This is a genomic window from Desulfosarcina sp. BuS5 (genome assembly GCF_028752835.1).
Lineage (GTDB): Bacteria > Desulfobacterota > Desulfobacteria > Desulfobacterales > BuS5 > BuS5.
In genome coordinates this window covers 3,433,497-3,456,330 of the sequence record NZ_CP087952.1, presented here as the reverse complement: position 1 = coordinate 3,456,330, position 22,834 = coordinate 3,433,497, and the positions used below count along the sequence as shown (strand labels likewise).

The following is a 22,834-nucleotide window of genomic DNA, read 5'->3' as shown; positions in this document are numbered from 1 at the left end:
ACGCAATATTTTTTTTTACCACTCTATCAATCAGCGAAAAAAAACATTTCTCTATTTAGTAAATACGAGATTAAAATTGTTTAATATTAAAGTTTATACTTTAAGCCTATTTTTTTTAATCACCACAGCTTTTATCTGTGATGCCAATCTCTCCACCATCGAAGATGAAATGCAGATTCTCCGGATGTTTTACCAGGAAAAAGAGCTGGTAATTTCAGCCACGAGACATCCCAAGTCTGTTTCACAAGTCGCTGAAAATATAACCGTAATAACAGCAAAAGAGATTGAAAGGATGAATGCCCATACAATCTCGGAAGTTTTAGACAGGGTGCCCGGCATATTTTTACGTGGTTTTAATCATGATTTCGGCAGCCCTGCTTTAATGACAATACAGGGTTCCAATGAAAGAAATATTCGGGTTCTGCTGGATGGAATAACCTGGAACCAGCTTGCAAACAACTCCCCTGAAACAATTTCAATTCCGGTAGGAATTGTCAGGCGGATAGAAATCATAAAAGGACCTGCCTCGTCAGCCTGGGGATCATCCCTCGGGGGGGTGGTTAATATCATAACCAAGTCCGCCGGAGATACAAAAATACCGTCAGGTACTGTTCAGGCTTCATTCGGAGAGCGTGATACCCGGGATTACAGGGCCGAGGTTTCAGGGCTGGCAGGGCCGGTGGGGTGTTATTTGTTTGGCGCGCGCCAAAAATCTGACGGTTTAAGAAACTCGAGGCATTTCGACAATAACAGTTTTTTTTCCAAGTTCAGGATTCCGGTATCGAAAAAAATTAATGCAATTATCAGTATGGGATACACTGAGCCTGAAACAGATTTCGGAGAAAATTTTTCAGGTAAGATGAATACCAGAACATTCCATTCTAAAGCATTAATAGAAGCCAGGCTTAACGACAATCTTGACTTCAGCATTGCAGCGTACCATTTTAAGCAGAAATCCGTTCTCTCGTTCCACAATACAGAGTCGCGTTATAAATATGATGATCAAACTATAGGAGGCAATGCAACAATAGTATGGTCAAACCAGTACCATACTGCTGTATTAGGTTTTGATATTGACCATGGCGAACTTGGCCAGACCGAAAAATATAGTGTGCCAAATTTTTCCCAAACCAGCAAAACGGATCCTGATATCAAAAAATGGGCGCTTTACGCCAATGATACCATAATTATAAAAGATTTGTCGATCACACCCGGCTTTAGATATGATTATAACAGCCTCACAGGATCGTTTATAAGTCCGAGCATAGGAGCAACATATCAAATCGGAAAAGAATCGATTTTAAGAGGATCTGTGGCAAGAGGCTTTACTATTCCGCCCTTGCCGTATGTATCGGGTGGCAGCTTAACTTATGAACAGAACAGATCGCTTGATTCCGAAGAGATCTGGTCATACCAGGGAGGTTTTGAAACTGCGGCTGCCAAATATTTATGGATAAAAACGACATACTTTTTTCATAATCTTCATAAAGAGTTAAGGCCACCCACTATAGGTCAACCAAGATTTACTAATCATGGTAAAACCAGGCGACAGGGGATTGAAATTGAGGTACAGACCATACCTTTTTATAATTTTACCTGTTTTGCAGGCTTTTCATATGCTCATATCAATTCATCTGAAGAATCCGGTTCACCCAATATGTATACTTATGATCTAAGCATAAAATACGATGATAAAAAAACATTTCATGCGGAGCTTTTTGGACAATATACCTGGTGGAATATTGAGGATAGAGCGTCTTTAGATTCACACTATAATACATTTATTTGGGATCTTAATATTACTAAAAAATTAGATTTTAAAACAAAAGTATCTTCCGAAATATTTTTCACAGCCCACAATATCTTCAATGGATCACAATATGTTCAGATGGATAGGGAAAATCCGCAAAGATGGGTGGAAGCCGGATTGAGAATTCATTTTTGATTTTTTCAATCTTTTTTTCTCCATAAGTTATTTTTAATTTATGCTGGCACAATAAGTGCTTATTATAGTAGCATAAAGTTACAGTAACATAAATTATAAAATTTATTTAAGGAGATCATCATGAAGGAAAACAAAAGAAACCGTAAAGAAAAAAATGGAATCGTTGTTTTTGATAAAGGTATAAAAAATGGAGATGGATGGCTTTCATTTTGCTGCTTTGGGCCATACATGCCGTCAAGCGGCGGATGGTAGTAATAAACGAAATCTGATGCTGCATTTTTGTTATAAATTGCCCGTTTTGCTTGATTGATTAAGGCAGTTTTAAACTATTTAATTTTTACACTGCCTCAACCCCATCTCTCCTGAATTGCAACTTGCAACTTGCAAATAGCAATTAGTTCTTGCGGTGATTTCATAGATATGATTTAAATCCATGAAACATCGCAAGAAATGAGGATCAAATAAATATGCAGCTTTCCCATTACCTGAAAAGTTATCCTTTCAAAGATCAACCCGGCAGCCTCCTGTTATTTTCCACCAAACATGCCTCAAAAATTCTTATATCCGAAGAAACATTCCAGGCCATTGAAAAAGGAACAATTTCCGATTCTGATGCATCCCTGCTAAAAGAATTAGGCATGATAGTACCTGATGCCGCAGATGAAAAGCAGTCCATGCTCCATTATATGGATGATATTAACAAAAACAACTCTTTGCTCAAGCTTACGGTTGTCTTGAATCTGGACTGCAACTTTGCCTGCCCGTACTGTTTTGAAGAAGGGATGAAAGGTAAGTTATACCTGTTAGACAGTACCGAAAAGCTTCTCATAGAATTCATTAAAAAAAGACTTGCCAATAATAAAGAAAGGCTTCTCATAGATTTTTACGGTGGAGAGCCGATGCTGAGTTTTGACAGGATGAAATCAATTTCAGAAGCTCTGGTATCTTATTCTGAACAACAGGGTGTATCCTTTTGTTCAGGAATGGTAACCAATGGTTCTCTTTTTACCCGTAAAAAGGCTGAAGAACTTGTCAAACTCGGGCTCCAAAATATAAAAATTACAATAGACGGACCCCCGGAAATCCACAATAAATCACGGCCATTTAAATCCGGCGCAAAGAGCTTTGATATAATAATAGATAATATTAAAAAAACCTGTGATATAGTAAAAATCAGCATAGGTGGTAATTACCGCCAGGATAATTATAAAAAATTCGTCATGCTCCTAGACTATCTTCTTGAAGAGGGGCTTGGGCCTGACAAAATACATTCCGTCAAGTTTGATCCGATAATGGATCTTCCGTCTGATTCCGGCCGGAGGATAGGGTTAAAGAATGAATGCGGATCGTGTAATGAACCATGGGTGATTAATGCCGACAGTTTTTTAAGGGAGGAGATATTAAAAAGAGGCTGGTTTACCCCCAAGCCTGCTCCCATGGCCTGCATGATCGAATCAAAGGATTCTTATGTGGTTAACTTTGACGGTAAAATTTATAAATGCCCCACCTTGAATGGTAAAAAGGAGTTTGAGGTCGGAGACCTTGAAAACGGCATCAAGGATTATACAGATTCTTATAACCTTGGCTTATGGAAAGACAGCGAATGCCTGGAATGCAGGTATCTTCCATTATGCTTCGGAGGATGCCGGTACATGACATTTTTAAAAGATGGGAATGTAAAAAATAAAGATTGCAAAAAAAAGTTTTTTGATGCTGCCCTGGAGACTATGTTGTTACAGGACATAAAGTACAGTTAGCGATCGTCACATAAATAAATTCAATGCGTTATCAATTGTTTCTATGTAGGGGTTCAAAATCTTGAACCCCTACTATTTCAACGCTGGCAGGCAAAATACAACTGTAGTCCCCTTGGCCTTCTCACTCTCCACCTCAATCATACCGCCATGCCCTTTTATTATACCGAAAGCAGCGGCCAGGCCCAGTCCGGTGCCTCTGCCCCTCTCTTTTGTTGTGAAATATGGTTCAAATACTCTCTGCCTTGTGGCGTTATCCATACCGGCTCCGTTATCTTTTACTGTGATCTGGGCGTATCTTCCTGCAGGAACACCGAGCGGTCTGATGTTATTGTTATTAAGAACAATATCCCTGGTCTTAATGTAAATATTACCTCCATCAGGCATAGCCTCCCAGGCGTTTGTAAAAAGACTGAAGAGAACCTGTTCTATCTGTATCTGATCAGCCCTGACTCTATATAAATTTTCCTGGTATTCGTCTTTTATCCTGATTTCGCGCCTTGAACCTCCAAACATGATAACGGTTTTTTTTACAATTTCATTAAGGTTGACAGGTTTGAAATGGTATTTACCACCTCTTGCAAAACCTAAAATTTGCCTGGTAATCTCGGCCCCGCTTTCGATATTCTCCTCAATGCTCTGCAATTTCTTATAGTTGGGATGATCCGGCTTTGTATTTAAATACATCAATGAAACATTACCCTGTATCCCCATAAGCAAATTATTAAAATCATGCGCAATACCTCCAGCAAGGGTACTGACCACATCCAGCCTCATAGCTTGATGGCGTCGGTCATCTATTATTTTACTGTTACAATCTGTCTGTTCGCCCCTGGGTTTACAGGATTCCAGCTCTGCCATCCGCGTGCGGAGTTTTTTCAGTTCAGCTATTAACTGTTCTTTGTTTTTTTCGATATCTTTCATTATAATATCAACTCTTCAGGCCATTCCCTGGCATGCCCGTCAACAGGCAATTTTTTGCAGGCATCTATTACCACCCGTTTGCCTTTAAAAATTAAATCCCGACCTGGGTCAACATTATTGAAGAGCTTCCAGAGCAGCGTGGAATTATCTGATAAATCGATACTATTATCAAACAAAATTAAAATATTGAAACTCTCCAAATTAGTTGCAGATAGCAGGATATCCGCAAAATGTTTTCCTCCTCTATATTCATCTTTTTCAACTGAAAAAGCAATAATCCGATTTGCAATAGTATTATTTTTGAATGAGTCCTGAAACAACTGCCTGGAATTATTAATTTCTACCGGTTCGTTTGGAATTCCGGGTTCTTTGGTATACAAGGCATCGCCGGATCTTGGCGGCTCCCCACTGAATCTTTCTGTAAGATCTATACCAATTTTGTTGCCGAAATTTGTAAAAGGAGAAGAGTGGTCGAGAACATCAAGTACGCCTTTTGTTATTGTTATATCAGAGGTAATATCAAATTTTGTCAATAGCTCTTTCAATACCATTTCAGGATCAGCGGGATTAATGTTTTTATCAACTATAATAATAGCCTTGCAGAAACTCATCTGGCCCTGCCCCCAAAGGCCGCTCATGATTTTCTGGGCGTGGCCGGGAAATTCTTTGTCAATTGCAACTATTACTATGTTGTGAAATACTCCCTCCCAGGGAAACCAGTAATCGCATATTTCAGGCATTACCGTTTGAAGCATAGGCAAAAAAAGACGTTCAGTCGCTTTTGCCAGGTAACAATCCTCCATGGGAGGTCGCCCCACAAGAGTTGCATTGTATACAGGATTTTTTCGGTGAGTAACTGCAGTTACATGAAAAACGGGATAATCGTCCGCCAATGAATAGTATCCGGTATGATCCCCAAAAGGGCCTTCCCTCCTGAATTCTCCGGGATCCACATATCCTTCTAAAATAAATTCAGCTTCAGCCGGCACTTCCATGTCAATGGTTAAACACCTGACCATTCTGACAGGTTTTTTTTTTATAAAACCTGCCAGGATCATCTCATCAATACCCCTGGGCATGGGTGCGGTGGCAGCATATGTTACGGCAGGGTCCGCGCCGATGGCAACTGCCACAGGCATTCTTTTTGCGGCCTTGCAATATTCATTATAGTAATGAGATCCATCTTTGTGGATATGCCAGTGCATACCCGTTGTATTTTTATCGAATATCTGCAAGCGGTACATCCCTGCGTTACGCCTGCCCGTGACAAGACTTTTGGTAAAAACAAGAGGAAGGGTCACAAAAGGTCCGGCATCTCCCGGCCAGCACCATAAAACAGGCAGTTTTGAAAGATCAACCTCGGCGCCTCTTAAAACGATCTCCTGGCATGGAGCACTTTTGCCTTTAAAAGCACGTGGAAAAAAATTTGAAGCATTAATTGCCAAAGGTATAATATTTAGTGCTTCCTTAAAATTTTTGGGCGGGTTCAGCTCTGTGAATTCCCGTATTCTTGCACCCAGGCTGTCGAGGTTGTCCACACCCAGCGCCATGCATATTCGGCGGGTACTGCCAAAAATGTTAGTCACAACAGGGAATGGAGATTCTTTAACATTCTTAAAAAAAAGTGCCTTACCACCTTCCGGTCTTTTGGATTCCCGGTCTGTAAATCTGCTTATTTCAAGACGAACGGATACAGGTTCGGAAATATAATTAATCTCGCCTGCCCTATCGAGAGCTTCAAGAAATCCTTTTAAGTTTTTATACAAAATCGTTTATCCCCCACTCTTTAACAAGAGTCTGTTTGATATTCAAATGATCCAGGACGCGGGCGATAACAGAATCTATCAATTCTTCCACACTGCCCGGTTTGAAATAGAATCCCGGGCAGGGGGGCATTATTATGGCGCCTGATTCAGCGGCCTTGTACATATTTTTTATATGGATCAGGCTTAAGGGTGTTTCTCTTGTTAAAAGGATCAGTGGCCTTTTTTCTTTCAGACAAACATCCGCTGCTCTCTTTATAAGATTATCCGAAATCCCTGATGCTATTGAACCCAGGGTGCCCATGGAACAGGGAGCTATAACCATTCCGTCATGAACAAATGATCCGCTGGCCGGAGGTGTGAAAAAATCCTCCTGCTCATAAACATTAAGCACGGCATCTTTATGAAAACAGATCCCTTCTTTTTTAAGAAAACTGATAAAAGAGGCAAGGTTGCAGCCGGCATTATAACCGGCCTCATGTTCCAGAACCCTGTAGCCTGATGCTGAAATGACAAGATATATGTTTAAAGGGATTTTCAGAAGAGCCTTTAAAAGTCTTATTCCGTAGATGGAACCGGAAGCGCCGCAAATTGCGACAATAATACGTTTTTTCATATCCACCGCCGGGCCAGTTCATCAAGAAGGATTCCTGCAAAGAGTGTTACGGAAATAATACTGTTTACATGAAAAAATGCTATATTAATTTTTCTAAGATCATCAGATTTTATAAGCCGGTGCTCAATGATAAGCAAAATTCCGATAATACAAAGCGCTATCAGATAAATCGAATGCATATCAAAAGCATGATAGATTAAGTAAAAGAAAAAAAAAGAAAAAAAATGAATAATTTTAGAGAACATAAGAGCTTTTTTTATACCAACCCCGGCAGGAATAGAATGAAGGCCTTCTTTTTTATCAAAATCAATATCCTGGCATGCATATATAATATCAAAACCTGCAATATAAAACATAAGAGCAAGGGAGAGTAGGAGAATAGCAGGTGAAAAAGTATCGGTCAGGGCGATCCAGGCGCCGATAGGAGCAATGGAGATTGCAAATCCGAGATATATATGTGAAAGGAGAGTGATTCTTTTGGTGTATGAATAGGCAAAAAGTATAATTAGAACAGGAATGGATAGATAAAAACAGATTCGGCCCAGCATTGCAGACGCAAAGACAAAAATAAGGGCAAAAACAAACACAAACAGAGCTGCTGCTGCGAGTGAAATAGTTTTGGCAGGAATTGCGCGATTTGCAGTACGAAGATTTTTTGCATCAAATTCAGCATCTGCGATCCTGTTAAAACCCATGGCCGCAGAACGAGCGCCGGTCATGGCAAGCAATATCCAGAATATATCAATCAATTCAACATGATACTGTTTGCAGGCGAGTATTGCTGCTGCAAGAGCAAACGGAAGCGCAAAAATGGTATGGGAAAACTTGATCATTCTGAAATATGGTAGAATATTATTCAGTCCAAACACCATCTATCTCAGCTCCACAGGCATGGCACAGCCCTTGTACAATCAGATTTTGTTTCATATTCAACCCCCACCGCTTCACAAGAATTTTTCCACAATTATAGCAGAACGTATTCTCTCCATTTTCGCCGGGAACATTGCCGGTATAAACATATCTGAGCCCCGCCTCCATACCGGTTTTTCGAGCTTTTACAAGCGTTGCCAGGGGAGTGGATGGTCGGTCTGTCAACCTGTATGTGGGATGGAACCTGCTTACGTGCCATGGGGTTTCCGTTCCAAGGGATTCGGTTATGAAAGAAGCAAGATTGGAGATTTCATCCATATCATCATTAAGCCCTGGTATGAGAAGAGTTGTTACCTCAACAAAAATACCTGCTGATTTCATCAATTTCAAAGTATCTTTTACATGTTCCAGTTTGGCGCCGCAGTATCTTTTGTAAAATTCCGGATTAAAGGCTTTTAAATCGATATTAGCTGCATCTATATACTGCCCGATGATTTCCAGCGCCTGGGCTGTCATATAGCCGTTTGTCACTAAAATATTACTAATCCCTTCAGCATGGGCAAGCTTTGCTGTTTCCAGGATAAATTCAAAATTTACTGTCGGCTCAGTATATGTATATGAAATACTTTTACAACCTGTTTTTTTTGCTCTTTCCACAACAGATACAGGACTGCAATATTCACCTGCTATCATCCCATCTCTGTCGGACGGCATCTGCGCTATATCCGCGTTCTGGCAGAAAAGACATTTGAAATTGCAGCCAACAGTAGCAATGGAAAAAGATAAAGAGCCGGGCATGAAATGAAAAAGTGGCTTTTTTTCTATAGGATCAACATGCTGTGCAATAAGCCGCCCGTAAATCAGGGATATCAAGATTCCGTCTCTATTTTCTCTAACATTGCATATTCCGCGTTCGCTGTTTTTAATAATACAGCGATGATTGCAAAGATTGCAAAGGACCTTTTTGTCTTTAAGGGAATCATATAGAATCGCTTTCATTATTCACACTATCCTCTTGCTACGCCTGTTGAATGATTGACGCAGCACTTAACTGAAAGTAACGTTGTTTTATAAAATGGGACAGGAACCACCATCATTCCGACAAAAGTACCAAATGGACATTTCTGTATTATACGGTTCCTTTCGAGCATGGATACGAAACGGTATGATGAAAACGGAAATTGACATACCGTACCCCATGATAGGGGGATATCCCCCAAAATTGTTTTTATTATCTGCTTAAGCTCCCATATGCTGAAGAATTGGGCATGGTTAAAAATAGTACTTGTGAATATACCTTTTATCCGCCTATGGAAACTTTTAAGGGCATATCGGTTTAAAACCCCTATAAAAACCCTGTCTTTTGTTACCCTGAAAGCCTCTTCCAGAGCTTTTTCCGGATCTTCGACGAATTCCAGGGTTGTGATCAAAGATGCATAATGGAAAGAATTGTCATCAAAGGGAAGCCGCTCAGCAAAGCCTCGATGTAAATCTGCACGGTTTTTTACTTTGCTTGCTGCAATATCAAGCATATATGGAGATGGATCAATTCCTGTAACCTGTAAGCCCATTTCGAGATATTTGAGCAGGCCTGCGCCGGTGCCGCAGCCAATGTCGAGCACCATTCTGCCTTGCTCTGGCTTGAGCATATTTATCATTAGATTAGTTTCCAGGGAAAAGGCAAATTTGTTCGCAGGCTTTTGAAGCCATTTATCGTAAGACGCAGCATCATGAAAATCAAATACGTAACCCATAAATTATTCTTTAAAATAAACGGTATTTTTTATCAACATTTTCCGCTAAATATTTATTGACAGATATCAATTTTTTGAATTAAAATAATATTATATAAAGTCAGAAAGTTATTGTAGTCATAAAAAATGTTGACTTCATTCTGAACTTAATCGATAAGCATAAAATTCTATTATAGCTTTTCAATTTGGTTGTCTGGATTTGGCTGTCCGGTTTTTTGGGGAGCAGGTTTTTTCAGGAGGTAATATGGCATTGACAAAAAATGATATTGTTACAAAAGTTCATCAACTTGGTTTTACCAAGAATAAATCTGTTGAAATTGTCGAAATTCTGCTGGAACTTATAAAGAGTACCCTGGAAAAAGGTGATGATGTGTTGATTTCGGGGTTTGGAAAGTTTTGTGTTAAAAAAAAGAACAAAAGGAGGGGGCGTAACCCTGCAACAGGCGCTGATTTGATGCTTAGGGAAAGACAAGTAGTTACTTTCAAGTGTTCAGGGAAATTAAGAGAAAGGCTCAACTCCTGAACCATCCCGGTTTCTTGGTTCTTGTCCATTTCTATCATATGCTTTTAAGGTACGTTATCTTTAGAAGTTTTTTACTTCACCTTGGAGGCGCTTGCCCCTATCTTATTATAACCTACAACAACAGTCAGTTAACTGTCATTCCTTTGAAATAACTATCTTATTTAAACCTGCCTAAGTGTGTATAAGGGAACTTACAGAAAATAATCTACGCATCCTGCTTGCCCTTTTGTCCGTCTTCTACGTTGCGGTAACAGTTGTATAGTTCACTATGCAACTGTTACCACGCCTTGAAGATGAACAAAAATTCTGCCCAGTTCCCTAAGGACTCATAGAGTCTCACCTTATTCAAACGAGGCGGAGTTCCTGGTCGTGTATACCTTTAATGTTTTCTTCCGAACATGAAAAATGTTGCAACATAGGGGTGCCTTATGGTAGTTGGTCATTTTTTCTAAACAGATGTATTATCAAGGAGGTTCTTTAATGCGCGCAAGAATAACCGGTATAGATCATTTTGTACCTGAGGATAAACTTACAAATTACGACCTGGAGCAGATGGTTGATACAGACGATGAATGGATCTATACACGTACCGGCATTAGAGAGAGAAGAGTTCTGGACAAGGATAAAGGTGTGTCGTACATGGCTGTCAAAGCAGCAAAAAAAGTCCTTGAACAGACAGATACTCACCCCGATGAACTTGATCTTATCATAATGGCCACAACAACATTCGATATGATGTTTCCTTCCACGGCTACAATAGTACAGAATGAACTCAATGCCAAAAATTGCTGGGGATATGATCTGGTGGCAGGTTGTTCCGGATTTCTGTTTGCTATATCCACTGCCTCTCAGTTTATTGAAACCGGAAAACATAAAAAGGTTATGGTTATAGGCGCTGATAAAATGAGCTCAATAATGAATTATAAAGACCGCAATACGTGTATTATTTTTGGCGATGGTGCGGGAGCCGTGCTCCTTGAGCCATCCGGTGAAGACGGTTACGGAATTGAAGACTATCTCAACCACATAGATGGTTCCGGCGGTCAGTATCTATATATGCCGGGAGGAGGCAGTCTGCATCCCCCTACGCACGAAACAATCGATAAGGGGATGCATTTTGTCCACCAGGATGGAAGGACATTATTTAAAAATGCAGTAATAGAAATGACAAAAACCTTTAGAGATATAATTGAAAAAAATAATCTCAAAACAGATGATATAAAATTTTTTATACCTCACCAGGCTAATGCCAGAATAATAACCGCTGTAGCGGAAAAGCTTGGGCTGACAGAAGACCAGGCAATTATAAATATTGAAAAATATGGGAATACCACAGCTGGCACAATTCCTATTGCAATGTCGGAAGTTTATCAGGATGGGAAACTGCAAAAAGGCGACCGGATAATTCTATCTGCATTCGGCACCGGCTTTGCGTGGGGAAGTCTGCTGCTTAGATGGTCTATGGACTGATTTTTCCCAATGAACATTCAAATTTGAGCCTGGCGCAAAAACCGGACGAAGGGGAACGTTTTGCAAAGGTCTCATATTGAAGTAGCTATAGCCCTGCCTGTATTTAATACATATACATATGGAGTGCCTGAGCACTTTTATCATCAAGTCTCCCCTGGTAAACGGGTACTTGTTCCATTTGGTCGGCGCAAAGTAACCGGATACATACTCGGACGTCCTAAAGATACTTATCATGATTCAATAAAATTCATCATAGATATTCTCGATGAATCCCCAATTTTCCCATCTTCCATGATACCCTTTTTCAAATGGACAGCAGATTATTATATGCACCCATTGGGTGAAGTCATCAAATCCGCTCTGCCGAAAGGTTTAAACATATATGACACGGTTTGCCTTGCTATAACAGAAAAAGGGAAAAAAGCTATTATTGAAAAATCAGTTACATCTGTGGAGACAACTGTTCTGCATTTTTTGAGGCATGGATCCTGCAGTCAGAAAAAAATCATAAACAAATTAACTATAACTGTTACAGATTCTTTAATAAACAGGATGGCAAGGCAAGGGCTGCTCACCAAACAAAGGGCATTTAATAGTGGTGGCCGTACAAAGCCTAAATTAGAGCGTTATGTATCATTTATTGATTCGGGAACAGGTCGGCATAATAATGATTATTCAGAAAAAAAACTATCAGAGCCAAGAAAAAAAATAATTAATCTTTTAAAATCTAAAGGCGACCTCTCTGTAAAAGAATTAAAAAAAATTATACCGCCGTCTATTAATCTTGTCAGGTCCATGCAGAAGGCCGGTCAGGTTACAATTTATAAAAAAAAAATATACAGGAATCCTTTCGGAGAATCGATAATACCGGATATCCCACCGCAGTTGACAAAAGAACAAATGGATGTGGTTGCCTTTATACAAAATCTGTTCGGAAAAGGATATTCCACATGTCTTCTTAAAGGAGTAACGGGCAGCGGAAAGACGGAAGTCTATCTTCACCTTACGGAAATAGTAATAAAAAAAGGATGTTCTGTAGTTATTCTTGTACCTGAAATAGCCCTGATAACCCAGATAGAGCAAAGGTTCCGTTCCCGCTTCGGAGATACGGTTGCCCTGTTGCACAGCGGGCTTTCTGCTGGTGAACTATATGATCAGTGGACCCGCATATTAGCCGGTGAGGCTTCAATAGCTATAGGCGCCCGGTCTGCAATTTTTGCTCCTTTTAAAGATATTGGCCTGATTGTAGTTGATGAAGAACACGATGCTTCATACAAACAGGATGGCACATTCTGTTATAATGCAAGGGATCTCGCAGTTGTAAGGGCAAAACATTCAAACGGAATTGCTTTGTTAGGTTCGGCAACTCCGTCCGTGAATTCATACCATAATACTTTTACAGGAAAATATTTTAAGGCCTCCCTTACCAGGCGTGTCGGAAAAAGCTCCCTTCCTGATATTACCATCGTTGATTTACGTAAAAACAGGGATGCAAGGGGTGCAAAGAGATTCCTTTCACCTGAACTGCGCTTTGCAATGAAAGAGACCCTTGAGCGAGGCGAACAGATTTTGCTTTTTCTTAATCAGCGGGGTTTTGCCACTCATCCTGTATGCGCTGCCTGCGGAGAGTCTTTAAGGTGTAAAAACTGTTCAATTACCTTGACTCTGCACAAAAAAACAAATGCGTATAGGTGTCATTATTGTGGATATTCGCGGCCATCTGTGTCCCATTGCGATATATGCGGTTCCCATGACATAAAGTTGCTTGGGTTCGGCACTGAAAAGGTTGAAGAAGGTGTGAAAACATTTTTTCCGGATGCCAGGGTATCGAGAATGGATCGCGACACAACTCTCCGAAAAGGATCATTGTTAAGAATATTGCAAGGTTTAAAAAAACAGAGTATAGATATCCTGATAGGAACCCAGATGATTGCTAAAGGCCATGATTTTCCTAAAATTACTCTTGTGGGAATAATTTGTGCAGATTTGTCGTTGAACTTTCCGGATTTTAGAGCTTGTGAAAACACATATCAACTTATATCCCAGGTATCAGGCAGGGCAGGGAGGGGTGATGCGCCGGGAAAAGTTATTTTGCAAACTTATAATCCGAATCATTTCAGCATAGTGGCAGCTCAAAATCATGATTTTAACAGTTTTTATGATCAGGAAATTCAATTTCGCAGCAAACTTGATTATCCGCCTTTTACCAGGATGATCAGGCTGCAAATTTTCGGCCGGAGCAAGGCGAAAACCGGTGAGCATGCGTTTAAAGTTACGAATATCTGTAAAAAACTAAAAACAGGCAGTCCTTTTTTTAAACAGGTTCAGGTGCTGGGACCGATTGAAGCTCCTGTCCCGAAGATCGCAAATAAATACAGGTGGCATCTTTTGTTAAAAAGTCCGCAAATAAAGCCTCTTCATAGAATGGTCCAGAGACTTTTTTTTGATAATAAGTCTGATGTCAGAGGCAGAGATGTTAAAGTAATATCGGACATTGATCCTTTTTTTATGATGTAAACAGGAGGTTGAATTATGATGAAAAAATTGTATGTTTTTCCCCTATTAATCTTTTCTGTTTTTTTTGTTTTTTCTTTATCCTCGGGTGAAGTAAAAGAGGATTTAAAGACGCCGGACAGTTTTTTTCCGGAAGAGAGTTTTGATTTTGGCAAAGTTGTTGATGGAACGCAAATAACACATGATTTCAAAGTGTTAAATAGGGGCAACGCTCCCCTGGTAGTTAAAAGGGTAAAAACCGGGTGAGGGTGCACGGCTGTCTCTTTTTCGAGACAAATCTCTCCGGGCGGAGAGGGTAAAATTACAATCAGGATCAAGACAAAAGGATATGGCGGCAGAAGACTGAAAAAAAACATTGTAGTGCAAACAAATGATGAAAAGAGTAAAAAAGTTACTCTTGTTGTTTCGGGAGAAGTTGAAAGATTTGTCTCCATTTTCCCCAGGCGGGTTAACCTGCGCGGTAAAATAGGCACAGAGATCAAGAGAAGCGTAAAAATTACCCCGGAAAAGAAATATCCATTTAAGATAACCGGGTTAAGAGCGGAAAAAGGCGATTTTATTGAGTATCGGCTGGAAGAGTCCAGGAAATCTGATGTGACTTTTTATATATTGAAAATCAAGAACAAGAAAACGACCAAAGGCGGTTATCACGATTCCATATATTTAAAAACAGATAGTGAAATACAGCCGGAGATTAGAATCGGCGTTTACGGCAATATTCTCAGTAAATCCCCGGAAGGCGGTGCATGAAAAAAATGAGAAACATTAAAGTGGTAGCTTTCGACTGTGACGGAGTCATGTTCGATACAATAAATACAAATCGGGCCTATTATAATCATATTCTTGAAAATTTCGGCAGGCCCGAAATGACTCTGGAAGAGTTGGAATACGTACATATTCATACTGCAGATAAGTCTATAGCCCGTCTTTTTGACGATACTGAAAGTTTCAAAGCGGCCATTAACTATTGCAAGCAATTAAGTTACATACCATTTCTGAAATACATGGATATCGAGCCGCATCTCAAGATACTTCTTGAAAAGCTTAGAAAAAATTACAAAACTGCTATAGCTACAAACAGAACAACAACCATGGATGCCGTCTTGTCGGAAAATAATTTGGAAGACCTGTTCGATCTTGTTGTTACAGCGCTTGACGTGGAACATCCCAAACCATATCCCGATTCTCTTATAAGCATACTCAATTATTTTAATTTAAAACCTGAAAATTTGATATATATTGGTGATTCAACCCTGGATGAACAGGCGGCAAAAGCTGCGGGTGTATTTTTTGTTGCATACGACAATACTTCAATACCCGCTGATTTTCATATTAAAAGTTTAAAGGATATGGAAAGCATAATCGAAATTTAAGTAGGGGCACGATGCATCGTGCCCCTACAATCGGCAATATTATTAATCCGTGTTAATTTAAAATCGTTTCACCGCTTTCAATATAGATACGCATGCTTTAATGAAAATCACAATATTTAAACGACTTGCATTCGGCTATGCAGCGATAATGCTGATGATTATTTTTATAGGTATATATCTGCCGTTTAAGCTTAAGCAGATCAATGATCTTACTCGTTCTATAGCTGAAATAGATGGGGCCGGCATAAGGATTGCCAAGCATCTGCAGGAGACTATTTATGCCCAGGTGGGCTTTGGCAATAAATTTCTGGTTTCAAAGGACAGGGATTTTTTAAATGAGTTTAAAAAGATCCATGATTATGCCAGGGAAGAGATGACCAAACTTGAGTCTCTTATAGATAACAGTGAAAAGAAAGGGGCTTTTGAAAAGGCAAGAAACTTATATCTCGTTTATCTTTCTAAATTCGAGGTTGATATAAAGAGACTGGGAAAAAATTCCGACTATCCAGTCCAAAAATATATTGAGGAGAATATTCGATTAGGAGACAAAATTAACAAAAAGCTGGAGCAGCTCATAAAGATCGCCGGATCTGATGGAGAAAAAAAAATAGAATTGTCCAACAGGATCAGTTCACATGTTTTCAGAGTTGCTTCTTTTATAGCAGTTTTGTCGGTTTTTATGGGCGTTCTGATATCATTCTTTAACACAAAGAGTATAACCCGTCCCATACTGCTTTTACAGAAACAAACAGAGGAAATAGCAAGAGGAAAATTTTATAAAATTTCAAACATCAATTCTCCACCTGAAATAAAAGAGCTCTCAGATCATTTTAACCGTATGTGTGAGCGGCTGAAAGAACTGGATAATATGAAAACAGATTTCATCAGCTATGTATCACATGAATTGAGAACACCTTTAACAGCCATTAAAACAGCCACAAGTATGCTTCGTGATGGATCTTATGCAGGCAGAAAGGGCAAGCAGGATGAACTGTTAGATATTGTCAATGAAGAGTGCGCGCGATTAATAAAATCCGTTAACCGAATCCTGGATCTGTCCCGTATGGAGGTCGATATGATGGATTATCGTTTTAGTAAATGCTCCATTATACCGGTAATTCAGAAAAGTATCTTAAAAGTAGCTCCTGTTGCCGAACTGAATAGAATAAATCTTGAATTAAAACCCTATCCTGATTTGCCCCTTGTTATTATAGATGAAGAGATGATAGCCCAGGTTATGGATAATCTTATAGGCAATGCGTTAAAATTTACATCTGAACGGGATTCTGTAATCGTTAATTTAAATATTTCACAAGTTAAAAAGGGATTTGTCGAGGTATCGGTCTCCGACACCGGGATAGGTATTGATAAAAAACATCTTAATTTAATTTTCGAAAAATTTAAACGTATTGATGAAAAAATTGAGACAGCTAGGGGAAGCGGGCTGGGGTTATCAATAACCAAGTATATTATTACCGCTCATGGAGGAAAAATATGGGTTCAAAGCGAACCTGGAAAGGGCAGCACGTTTTTTTTCACATTGCCTGTTGCCTGATATTAATATTTGTTTTTACCGGATGCGCCCTTTTTTCCAGCTTTTATCCAAATAAGGCGGGCCAGCGTGAAAAATATCTTGCCAATGCAGCGAAACTAATGGAAAAAGGAGACTATAAAGCATCTATAGATGAAACTGAAAAAGCATTATCGCTTTTTCCCAAAAGTCTGCCCAAAAGTCTTGAAAACAAGGCATTGTTCCAGTTGGGGTTACTCTATATACACCCGGAAAACCAGCAGCGGAATTATAAAAAAGCATTAGAGTATTTCATAGCAATTGAAGATGATAAGAAATTTGTAAAAAGGCGTTTAAAAACCGAAGCATTATTTTATAGTAATTTACTTAAGGAAATTATATATAGAAACAAAGAAATCAAAAAGCTTGAGTCTGGATTGAATGCAGAACGTATTGCACGAAAAAAAGATACGGACGAATTGCGGACCAGGCTTATAAAATTTAAAGACCGTATAGATGGCCTTCAAAATCAGATTAAAAATTTTAAAGAGATAGATCTGGGCATTGAAGAAAAAAAAAGGGAGTCCCTGGATAAGTAAACAGGTAAAATCATGAAAAAGATTTTAGTAGTAGATGATGACAAGAATATACTTAAAGTAATCAAAATGAAGCTTGAATCTGAAGCTTTCCAAGTCTCTTCAGCTCTTACAGCACAAGCTGCTCTGAAACTGGCAAAAGACGAGATTTTTGATTTAGCCCTGGTCGACCTTAAGCTTAATGGCAAGAACGGTATTGAGCTCATGGGAGATTTTCATCATATCAATCCGGAACTGCCTGTTATTATTCTGACAGCATATGGCGCAATCGATACTGCTGTTGAGGCTATGAGAAAAGGAGCTTACAGTTATTTAACCAAACCATTTGACGACAACGAACTCTTGCTGCAGATTGATCAGTGTCTAGAAAAAGCCAGAACTTCATATGAAGTAAAGAATCTGAAGGATGTGTTAAAGAAGAAGTATGGATTCGATAATATTATAGGCCAGAATGGCAAGATGAAAAAAGTAATGGAAAAAGTAGCTCAGGCTGCCGTCACAGATTCGATCGTTCATATTGAAGGAGGAAGCGGAACCGGCAAGGAGCTTATTGCCAAAACACTGCATGCAGCCAGTTTCAGAAAGGACGGTCCGTTTGTGGCCATCAATTGTGCCGCCATACCCGACAATCTGATGGAGAGTGAACTATTCGGGTATGAAAAAGGAGCTTTTACGGGCGCAACAAAACGTAAAAAAGGTTTTTTTACTCAAGCCGCCGGAGGCTCGATCTTTTTAGATGAAATATCAGAAATGCCTTTTCCCATGCAGGCAAAGCTTCTTCGGGTTATAGAAGAGAGAGAATATTATCCTTTAGGAAGCGAAAAAACTGTGCAAGTCGATGCAAGGATAATAATAGCATCCAACAAAGATCTGGCCAAAGAGGTGGAAAATAAAACTTTTCGAGAAGATCTTTACTACCGTATTCACGTTATTCCGATAAAGCTCCCACCGCTTAAAGACAGGAAAGAGAGCATACCCCTGCTTGCAAAACATTTCCTGAAAAAATATGCAACCAAGATAAACAAGGAGATGAACGGTTTTTCAAAATCCGCCATGCAGAAACTCCTGCTTCACACCTGGCCGGGCAATGTCAGGGAACTTGAGAATACTATTGAGTGTGCTGTAGCCCTTTCCACAAAGAATGTTATTCATGAAGACTTGATCCTGCCGGCTAGAAATATAAAGACAAACAGCCCACAACCCTTAAAAACCGCTAAAGAGGATTTTGAAAAACATTATATTATCCAGCTTTTTGAATTCACCCAAGGCAATGTAAGCAAGGCTGCAAAACTGGCAGGAAGATACAGAGCAGATCTGTACGATCTTTTGAAAAAATATGATATGAAACCTGCGGATTTCAGATAGTTCAATTTACGAATGGCCAAAATATTACGACTTTTGATGGGTTGATTTTAATATGGATAGAATAGTAACAGAAGGTGGCATACAGCTTAAGGGTGAAGTAAAAATCAGCGGCGCTAAAAATGCCGCCTTACCGATACTTGTATCCTCCCTGCTGACAGATGGCCGGAGTACTTACTCTAATGTTCCTGATTTAAAAGATATTGACAGCATTAAACTTTTGTTGTCAACATTGGGCGCTGAAATCGATACTGGGGGAGACGTTGTAAGGATAGATGCAGGCGGCCTCAATAACTATAAGGCTCCATATGATCTGGTGAGAAAAATGAGAGCCTCAATACTGGTGCTTGGACCTCTTTTGGCAAGATTAAAAAAGGCAAGGGTCTCCCTGCCCGGAGGCTGCGCTATCGGCGCGCGGCCCATCAATCTGCATTTAAAAGGTTTGGCAGACCTTGGCGCTTCAATAGAGCTGAAACATGGTTATGTTGAAGCCAGGGCAGATAAACTCAAAGGCGCTGAAATATATTTGGATCTACCTACTGTTACCGGTACTGAAAACCTTATGATGGCCGCGGCCCTGGCTGAAGGAACTACCCATATCAAAAATGCTGCCTGTGAACCGGAAATTGAAGCCCTGGCCCATGCCATGAATGGAATGGGAGCCGATATACAAGGGGCCGGTACCTCTTGTATCAAAATCAACGGTGTTTCCTCCATGAATCCTGCATCTGTTTCCATAATACCCGACCGAATCGAGGCCGGCACGTTTATGACTGCCGCCGCACTGACGGGTGGTGACGTCAGGGTTAGCGATTGTGAACCTGATCATCTTGGTTCTGTAATAAACAAATTAAGGCTTGCCGGCGCAAAAATCAAGATCAATAAAAAAAGCATACATGTCACGGGACCTGACGAAATTATAAGTGTCGATATAAAGACCAGAACATATCCAGGATTCCCGACAGACATGCAGGCTCAATTCATGGTGTTGATGTCGGTGGCCAAAGGAGTCAGCACCATATCTGAAACAATCTTTGAAAATCGTTTTATACATATCAGCGAAATAAAGCGTATGGGCGCCGACATAACAGTATCCGGTAATTCCGCTATTGTGAAAGGCGTTCCCATGCTTTTCGGCGCTCCTGTTATGGCAAGTGATTTAAGGGCAAGCGCCTCTCTTATTTTGGCCGGTCTTGCGGCAAAAGGCAAAACAGAAGTCAACCGCATATACCATCTTGACAGGGGGTATGAATCAATTGAGAAAAAATTTAAATTGTTAGGAGCGGCAATCAAGAGAGTATCATCATGATATGTTGAACAAAATTTTTGTCCGTCCCATGATTCCCCTGCTGATATCCATGATATCGGGCATACTCTCTTGCTCACAATTCTCCGGCTATATTGAAATTGCATATATTCTTTTTTTTATAAGTGTTATCTTCATATTCTTCGGCATTTTAAAAAATAGACCTCCTTTTTTACCACTTTTATTTATTTTTTTTCTTATCGGATATATCTTAATCCATTCTTTTGTCGCTCCGGCATTCCCTTCAAACCATATTACCCGGTTTACAGCTAATAACAAATGGCACATTCAAGGCACCATAGATACAAAACCGGTTTTTTACGGAAAAAGATTAAAATTTAACCTGAGAACCGAGCATCTTGAGAATAAACACAAATCTTTTCCCGTAAAAGGGAAAATTCGTATTTCAGTATCAGGGCCTTCTCCTGAACTCAGTATCGGAGACAAAATATTTTTTACCGGTAAAATCAGAGCTTTCAGAAATTTCATGAATCCGGGCGGATTCGACTATAAAAGATACATGTCGTCTAAAGGTATATGGGGCAGCGCCTATACCCGGGGGGACAGAATCAGGATTATAAAAAAGCTGAATTCCCGAGGTTTCACAGGGGAGCTTGCAAAGACCCGGCATAAAATTTCAGCTCTGATAGAACAGATAGGCGACAATGAACAAGAGGCTGTATTGAAAGCCCTTATAATAGGAGATCGGCATGAGATATCGCCCGCCCTCAGGGAAGCTTTCAGCCGGGCTGGGGTCAGCCATTTACTTGCAATCTCAGGACTTCATATAGGCATTGTAGCTGGAGTTTCATTTTTCTTTTTTTCGCGGTTTTTATCCTTTTTTAAAATTTTTCTATGGCATGCATGGACAAAAAAAGGCGCTGCTATCCTGTCAATAATTCCTGTTGTTATATATGGTATTATTGCGGGTATGTCGCCATCCACCCAGCGGGCTGTTATTATGGTTTCTGTTTTTCTTATGACATTTATTTTTGAAAAACAGCATGAACCGTTCAATACCCTGGCAATCGCGGCTATGCTTATTCTTATTATCCACCCACCCTCTATTTATTCGGTTTCATTTCAACTATCCTTTGCCTCTGCCTTTTCGATAATATACGGTCTATCGTCGATTCATAAAAAAGCAGATAATCAACTTGTGGTCAACAAAACAAGCTTTGCCATTATCAAGAGAAAATTGTACCCGTTTTTTTTTGTTTCTGTTTTTGCCATTATCGGTACTATTCCTCTGGTAATGTACTATTTTAATCAGGTATCTTTTATCGGAATAATAACAAATTTATTTGCTGTCCCTGTAACAGGCTTTATAGTTGTCCCTTTAGGCCTTTTTTCTTTGCCGGCTTATCCTTTCAGCGTAAACCTGGCATCACTATGCATCAATATATCAGGCTATATATTAGGATACGTTCTTGAAGCGGTTAAGTTTATTTCTCACCTGCCATGTGCCGCATATAAAACTTTAACGCCTTCCTGTTTTGAAATATGCTTATATTATTTAATGTTTCTGACGGCTTTGCGAATTATAAACAACATCATTAATAATAACAGTACGACCTCGGCAAAAACAAATATTAATTACAGAATTTCCATATTGGCTATATCTGTTCTTATTGTAGCAGGCGCCTGCGATGTGTTATATTGGTTGCATCACAGGCTGTTGCATGATGATTTGAGAATAACCATTCTTGATGTGGGGCAGGGCAGCGCTGCGCTGGTTGAACTGCCAAAAGGTTCATGCATGCTTATTGATGGCGGCGGATTCTCGGATAATACAATTTTTGATGTCGGAGCAAAAATTGTCGCACCTTTTTTATGGCAAAATAAAATCCTGACAATAAATACAATTATTCTTTCACACCCGAACAGCGATCATCTTAATGGATTAATATATATCGCCAAACATTTTAATGTCAAAACCGTGTTATCCAACGGCGAAGGAGCTGACACCCTTGGATATAAAGAGTTTATTACGGCAATTAATAAAAACAAAATAGAGCTGACTCAATTCAGTACATTAAAGCGCAGACAGAATATCAGCAATGCAATCCTTGAAATACTCTATCCACCGACTGATTATTTAAAAAAAAAGTATAAAGAGAAGTGGAGGGATTTGAACAATAACTCGGTAGTCGCAAAAATCAGTTATGGCGCTGTATCTTTTCTTTTTCCCGGAGACATTGAAGCCCGCGCGGAAGAGGAGCTTGTTACGATCAAGGGCGGCAGGTTGCACAGCACAGTGTTGGTTGCCCCTCATCACGGCAGCAAATCCTCCAGCACGCCCGCATTCCTTAAAATCGTACAGCCTGAATTGATTATAATATCATCCGGTTTCAACAATCGCTTCGGATTCCCGGCCCCCGAAGTTCTTAAAAGGTACAAATTGCTGGGAAGCCGCATCCTTGGAACCTCGCAAAATGGAGCTGTAACCCTGGTAACCGATGGGCAATCTTTATCGGTTACTCCGTTTCACCCTTTATGAAACAACAATGGGACACAGATGTACGCAGATAAACACAGATGGGTTTGTTTTTTA

At 39.8% G+C, this 22,834-nt stretch carries 19 protein-coding genes; 13 read left to right on the top strand and 6 right to left on the bottom strand.

Features of this window, described 5'->3' with window-relative positions:
• Positions 1-76 precede the first annotated feature (76 nt).
• From BuS5_RS16740 to gptM, 3 genes are all read left to right on the top strand, one after another.
• Positions 77-1,945, top strand: a complete 1,869-nt coding sequence (locus tag BuS5_RS16740) for a TonB-dependent receptor plug domain-containing protein (RefSeq protein WP_027353338.1) — start codon at positions 77-79, stop codon at positions 1,943-1,945.
• A 120-nt stretch (positions 1,946-2,065) separates the two neighbouring features.
• Positions 2,066-2,197: a hypothetical protein gene (locus BuS5_RS16735; protein WP_255342801.1), complete on the top strand. Its 132-nt coding sequence runs from the start codon at positions 2,066-2,068 to the stop codon at positions 2,195-2,197.
• A gap of 215 nt (positions 2,198-2,412) precedes the next feature.
• Positions 2,413-3,702 (top strand): geopeptide radical SAM maturase, encoded by a 1,290-nt coding sequence (gene gptM / locus BuS5_RS16730; protein WP_027353339.1) that lies wholly within the window; start codon positions 2,413-2,415, stop codon positions 3,700-3,702.
• Between the two features lie 72 nt (positions 3,703-3,774).
• Here the strand turns inward: gptM and BuS5_RS16725 are convergent, their stop codons facing one another.
• From BuS5_RS16725 to BuS5_RS16700, 6 genes are read right to left on the bottom strand one after another with little or no spacing between them, the layout of a single operon-like run.
• Entirely contained in the window at positions 3,775-4,623 is an 849-nt protein-coding gene (locus BuS5_RS16725) for a sensor histidine kinase (protein WP_051374637.1), read from the bottom strand.
• A complete protein-coding gene (locus BuS5_RS16720; RefSeq protein WP_084445721.1) occupies positions 4,623-6,389 on the bottom strand; it encodes a menaquinone biosynthesis decarboxylase in 1,767 nt (588 codons plus the stop codon). Before BuS5_RS16720 ends, BuS5_RS16725 begins: the two co-directional genes overlap by 1 nt.
• Positions 6,382-7,002 carry a UbiX family flavin prenyltransferase gene (locus BuS5_RS16715; protein ID WP_027353340.1) on the bottom strand — a complete coding sequence of 207 codons (621 nt, stop codon included), beginning with the start codon at positions 7,000-7,002 and terminating at the stop codon, positions 6,382-6,384. Before BuS5_RS16715 ends, BuS5_RS16720 begins: the two co-directional genes overlap by 8 nt.
• Positions 6,999-7,874: a UbiA-like polyprenyltransferase gene (locus BuS5_RS16710; protein ID WP_027353341.1), complete on the bottom strand. Its 876-nt coding sequence runs from the start codon at positions 7,872-7,874 to the stop codon at positions 6,999-7,001. The genes BuS5_RS16715 and BuS5_RS16710 overlap by 4 nt, the downstream gene beginning before the upstream one ends.
• The gene (gene amrS / locus BuS5_RS16705) at positions 7,855-8,871 is read right to left on the bottom strand and encodes an AmmeMemoRadiSam system radical SAM enzyme (protein WP_198012200.1); all 1,017 of its coding nucleotides are present in this window, start codon (positions 8,869-8,871) and stop codon (positions 7,855-7,857) included. Before amrS ends, BuS5_RS16710 begins: the two co-directional genes overlap by 20 nt.
• An 8-nt stretch (positions 8,872-8,879) precedes the next feature.
• On the bottom strand, positions 8,880-9,626 hold the full coding sequence (locus BuS5_RS16700; RefSeq protein WP_027353343.1) for a class I SAM-dependent methyltransferase: 747 nt from the start codon (positions 9,624-9,626) through the stop codon (positions 8,880-8,882).
• Positions 9,627-9,870: 244 nt separating this feature from the next.
• On the opposite strand from BuS5_RS16700, the gene BuS5_RS16695 reads away from it, so the two are divergent.
• The 10 genes from BuS5_RS16695 to BuS5_RS16650 all read left to right on the top strand — a co-directional run bounded on the left by BuS5_RS16695 (position 9,871) and on the right by BuS5_RS16650 (position 22,780).
• Positions 9,871-10,149: an integration host factor subunit alpha gene (locus BuS5_RS16695; RefSeq protein ID WP_027353344.1), complete on the top strand. Its 279-nt coding sequence runs from the start codon at positions 9,871-9,873 to the stop codon at positions 10,147-10,149.
• Between the two features lie 480 nt (positions 10,150-10,629).
• Positions 10,630-11,619: a beta-ketoacyl-ACP synthase III gene (locus BuS5_RS16690; protein ID WP_027353345.1), complete on the top strand. Its 990-nt coding sequence runs from the start codon at positions 10,630-10,632 to the stop codon at positions 11,617-11,619.
• Positions 11,620-11,679: 60 nt separating this feature from the next.
• Positions 11,680-14,136, top strand: coding sequence for a replication restart helicase PriA (priA, locus tag BuS5_RS16685; protein ID WP_027353346.1), 2,457 nt, complete (start codon positions 11,680-11,682; stop codon positions 14,134-14,136).
• Positions 14,137-14,151: 15 nt separating this feature from the next.
• Positions 14,152-14,883: a DUF1573 domain-containing protein gene (locus BuS5_RS16680; RefSeq protein ID WP_268815373.1), complete on the top strand. Its 732-nt coding sequence runs from the start codon at positions 14,152-14,154 to the stop codon at positions 14,881-14,883.
• Entirely contained in the window at positions 14,880-15,506 is a 627-nt protein-coding gene (locus tag BuS5_RS16675; RefSeq protein WP_051374638.1) for an HAD family hydrolase, read from the top strand. The genes BuS5_RS16680 and BuS5_RS16675 overlap by 4 nt, the downstream gene beginning before the upstream one ends.
• 100 nt (positions 15,507-15,606) lie before the next feature.
• A complete protein-coding gene (locus tag BuS5_RS16670) occupies positions 15,607-17,061 on the top strand; it encodes a sensor histidine kinase (protein ID WP_027353350.1) in 1,455 nt (484 codons plus the stop codon).
• Entirely contained in the window at positions 17,001-17,615 is a 615-nt protein-coding gene (locus BuS5_RS16665; RefSeq protein ID WP_027353351.1) for a hypothetical protein, read from the top strand. The genes BuS5_RS16670 and BuS5_RS16665 overlap by 61 nt, the downstream gene beginning before the upstream one ends.
• Before the next feature lie 12 nt (positions 17,616-17,627).
• Positions 17,628-18,977, top strand: a complete 1,350-nt coding sequence (locus BuS5_RS16660; protein WP_027353352.1) for a sigma-54-dependent transcriptional regulator — start codon at positions 17,628-17,630, stop codon at positions 18,975-18,977.
• A 52-nt stretch (positions 18,978-19,029) separates the two neighbouring features.
• Positions 19,030-20,283 (top strand): UDP-N-acetylglucosamine 1-carboxyvinyltransferase, encoded by a 1,254-nt coding sequence (murA, locus tag BuS5_RS16655; protein WP_027353353.1) that lies wholly within the window; start codon positions 19,030-19,032, stop codon positions 20,281-20,283.
• A gap of 1 nt (position 20,284) precedes the next feature.
• Entirely contained in the window at positions 20,285-22,780 is a 2,496-nt protein-coding gene (locus tag BuS5_RS16650) for a DNA internalization-related competence protein ComEC/Rec2 (RefSeq protein WP_027353354.1), read from the top strand.
• The last annotated feature ends 54 nt before the right edge of the window (positions 22,781-22,834 follow it).

Bases quoted from the DNA above. Each gene is read 5' to 3' on its own strand.
- BuS5_RS16735 (WP_255342801.1), top strand. From the start codon at position 2,066: ATGAAGGAAAACAAAAGAAACCGTAAAGAAAAAAATGGAATCGTTGTT.
- gptM (WP_027353339.1), top strand. From the start codon at position 2,413: ATGCAGCTTTCCCATTACCTGAAAAGTTATCCTTTCAAAGATCAACCC.
- BuS5_RS16725 (WP_051374637.1), bottom strand. From the start codon at position 4,623: ATGAAAGATATCGAAAAAAACAAAGAACAGTTAATAGCTGAACTGAAA.
- BuS5_RS16715 (WP_027353340.1), bottom strand. From the start codon at position 7,002: ATGAAAAAACGTATTATTGTCGCAATTTGCGGCGCTTCCGGTTCCATC.
- BuS5_RS16710 (WP_027353341.1), bottom strand. From the start codon at position 7,874: ATGGTGTTTGGACTGAATAATATTCTACCATATTTCAGAATGATCAAG.
- amrS (WP_198012200.1), bottom strand. From the start codon at position 8,871: ATGAAAGCGATTCTATATGATTCCCTTAAAGACAAAAAGGTCCTTTGC.
- BuS5_RS16700 (WP_027353343.1), bottom strand. From the start codon at position 9,626: ATGGGTTACGTATTTGATTTTCATGATGCTGCGTCTTACGATAAATGG.
- BuS5_RS16695 (WP_027353344.1), top strand. From the start codon at position 9,871: ATGGCATTGACAAAAAATGATATTGTTACAAAAGTTCATCAACTTGGT.
- BuS5_RS16690 (WP_027353345.1), top strand. From the start codon at position 10,630: ATGCGCGCAAGAATAACCGGTATAGATCATTTTGTACCTGAGGATAAA.
- BuS5_RS16675 (WP_051374638.1), top strand. From the start codon at position 14,880: ATGAAAAAAATGAGAAACATTAAAGTGGTAGCTTTCGACTGTGACGGA.
- BuS5_RS16670 (WP_027353350.1), top strand. From the start codon at position 15,607: ATGAAAATCACAATATTTAAACGACTTGCATTCGGCTATGCAGCGATA.
- BuS5_RS16665 (WP_027353351.1), top strand. From the start codon at position 17,001: ATGGGTTCAAAGCGAACCTGGAAAGGGCAGCACGTTTTTTTTCACATT.
- BuS5_RS16660 (WP_027353352.1), top strand. From the start codon at position 17,628: ATGAAAAAGATTTTAGTAGTAGATGATGACAAGAATATACTTAAAGTA.
- murA (WP_027353353.1), top strand. From the start codon at position 19,030: ATGGATAGAATAGTAACAGAAGGTGGCATACAGCTTAAGGGTGAAGTA.
- BuS5_RS16650 (WP_027353354.1), top strand. From the start codon at position 20,285: ATGTTGAACAAAATTTTTGTCCGTCCCATGATTCCCCTGCTGATATCC.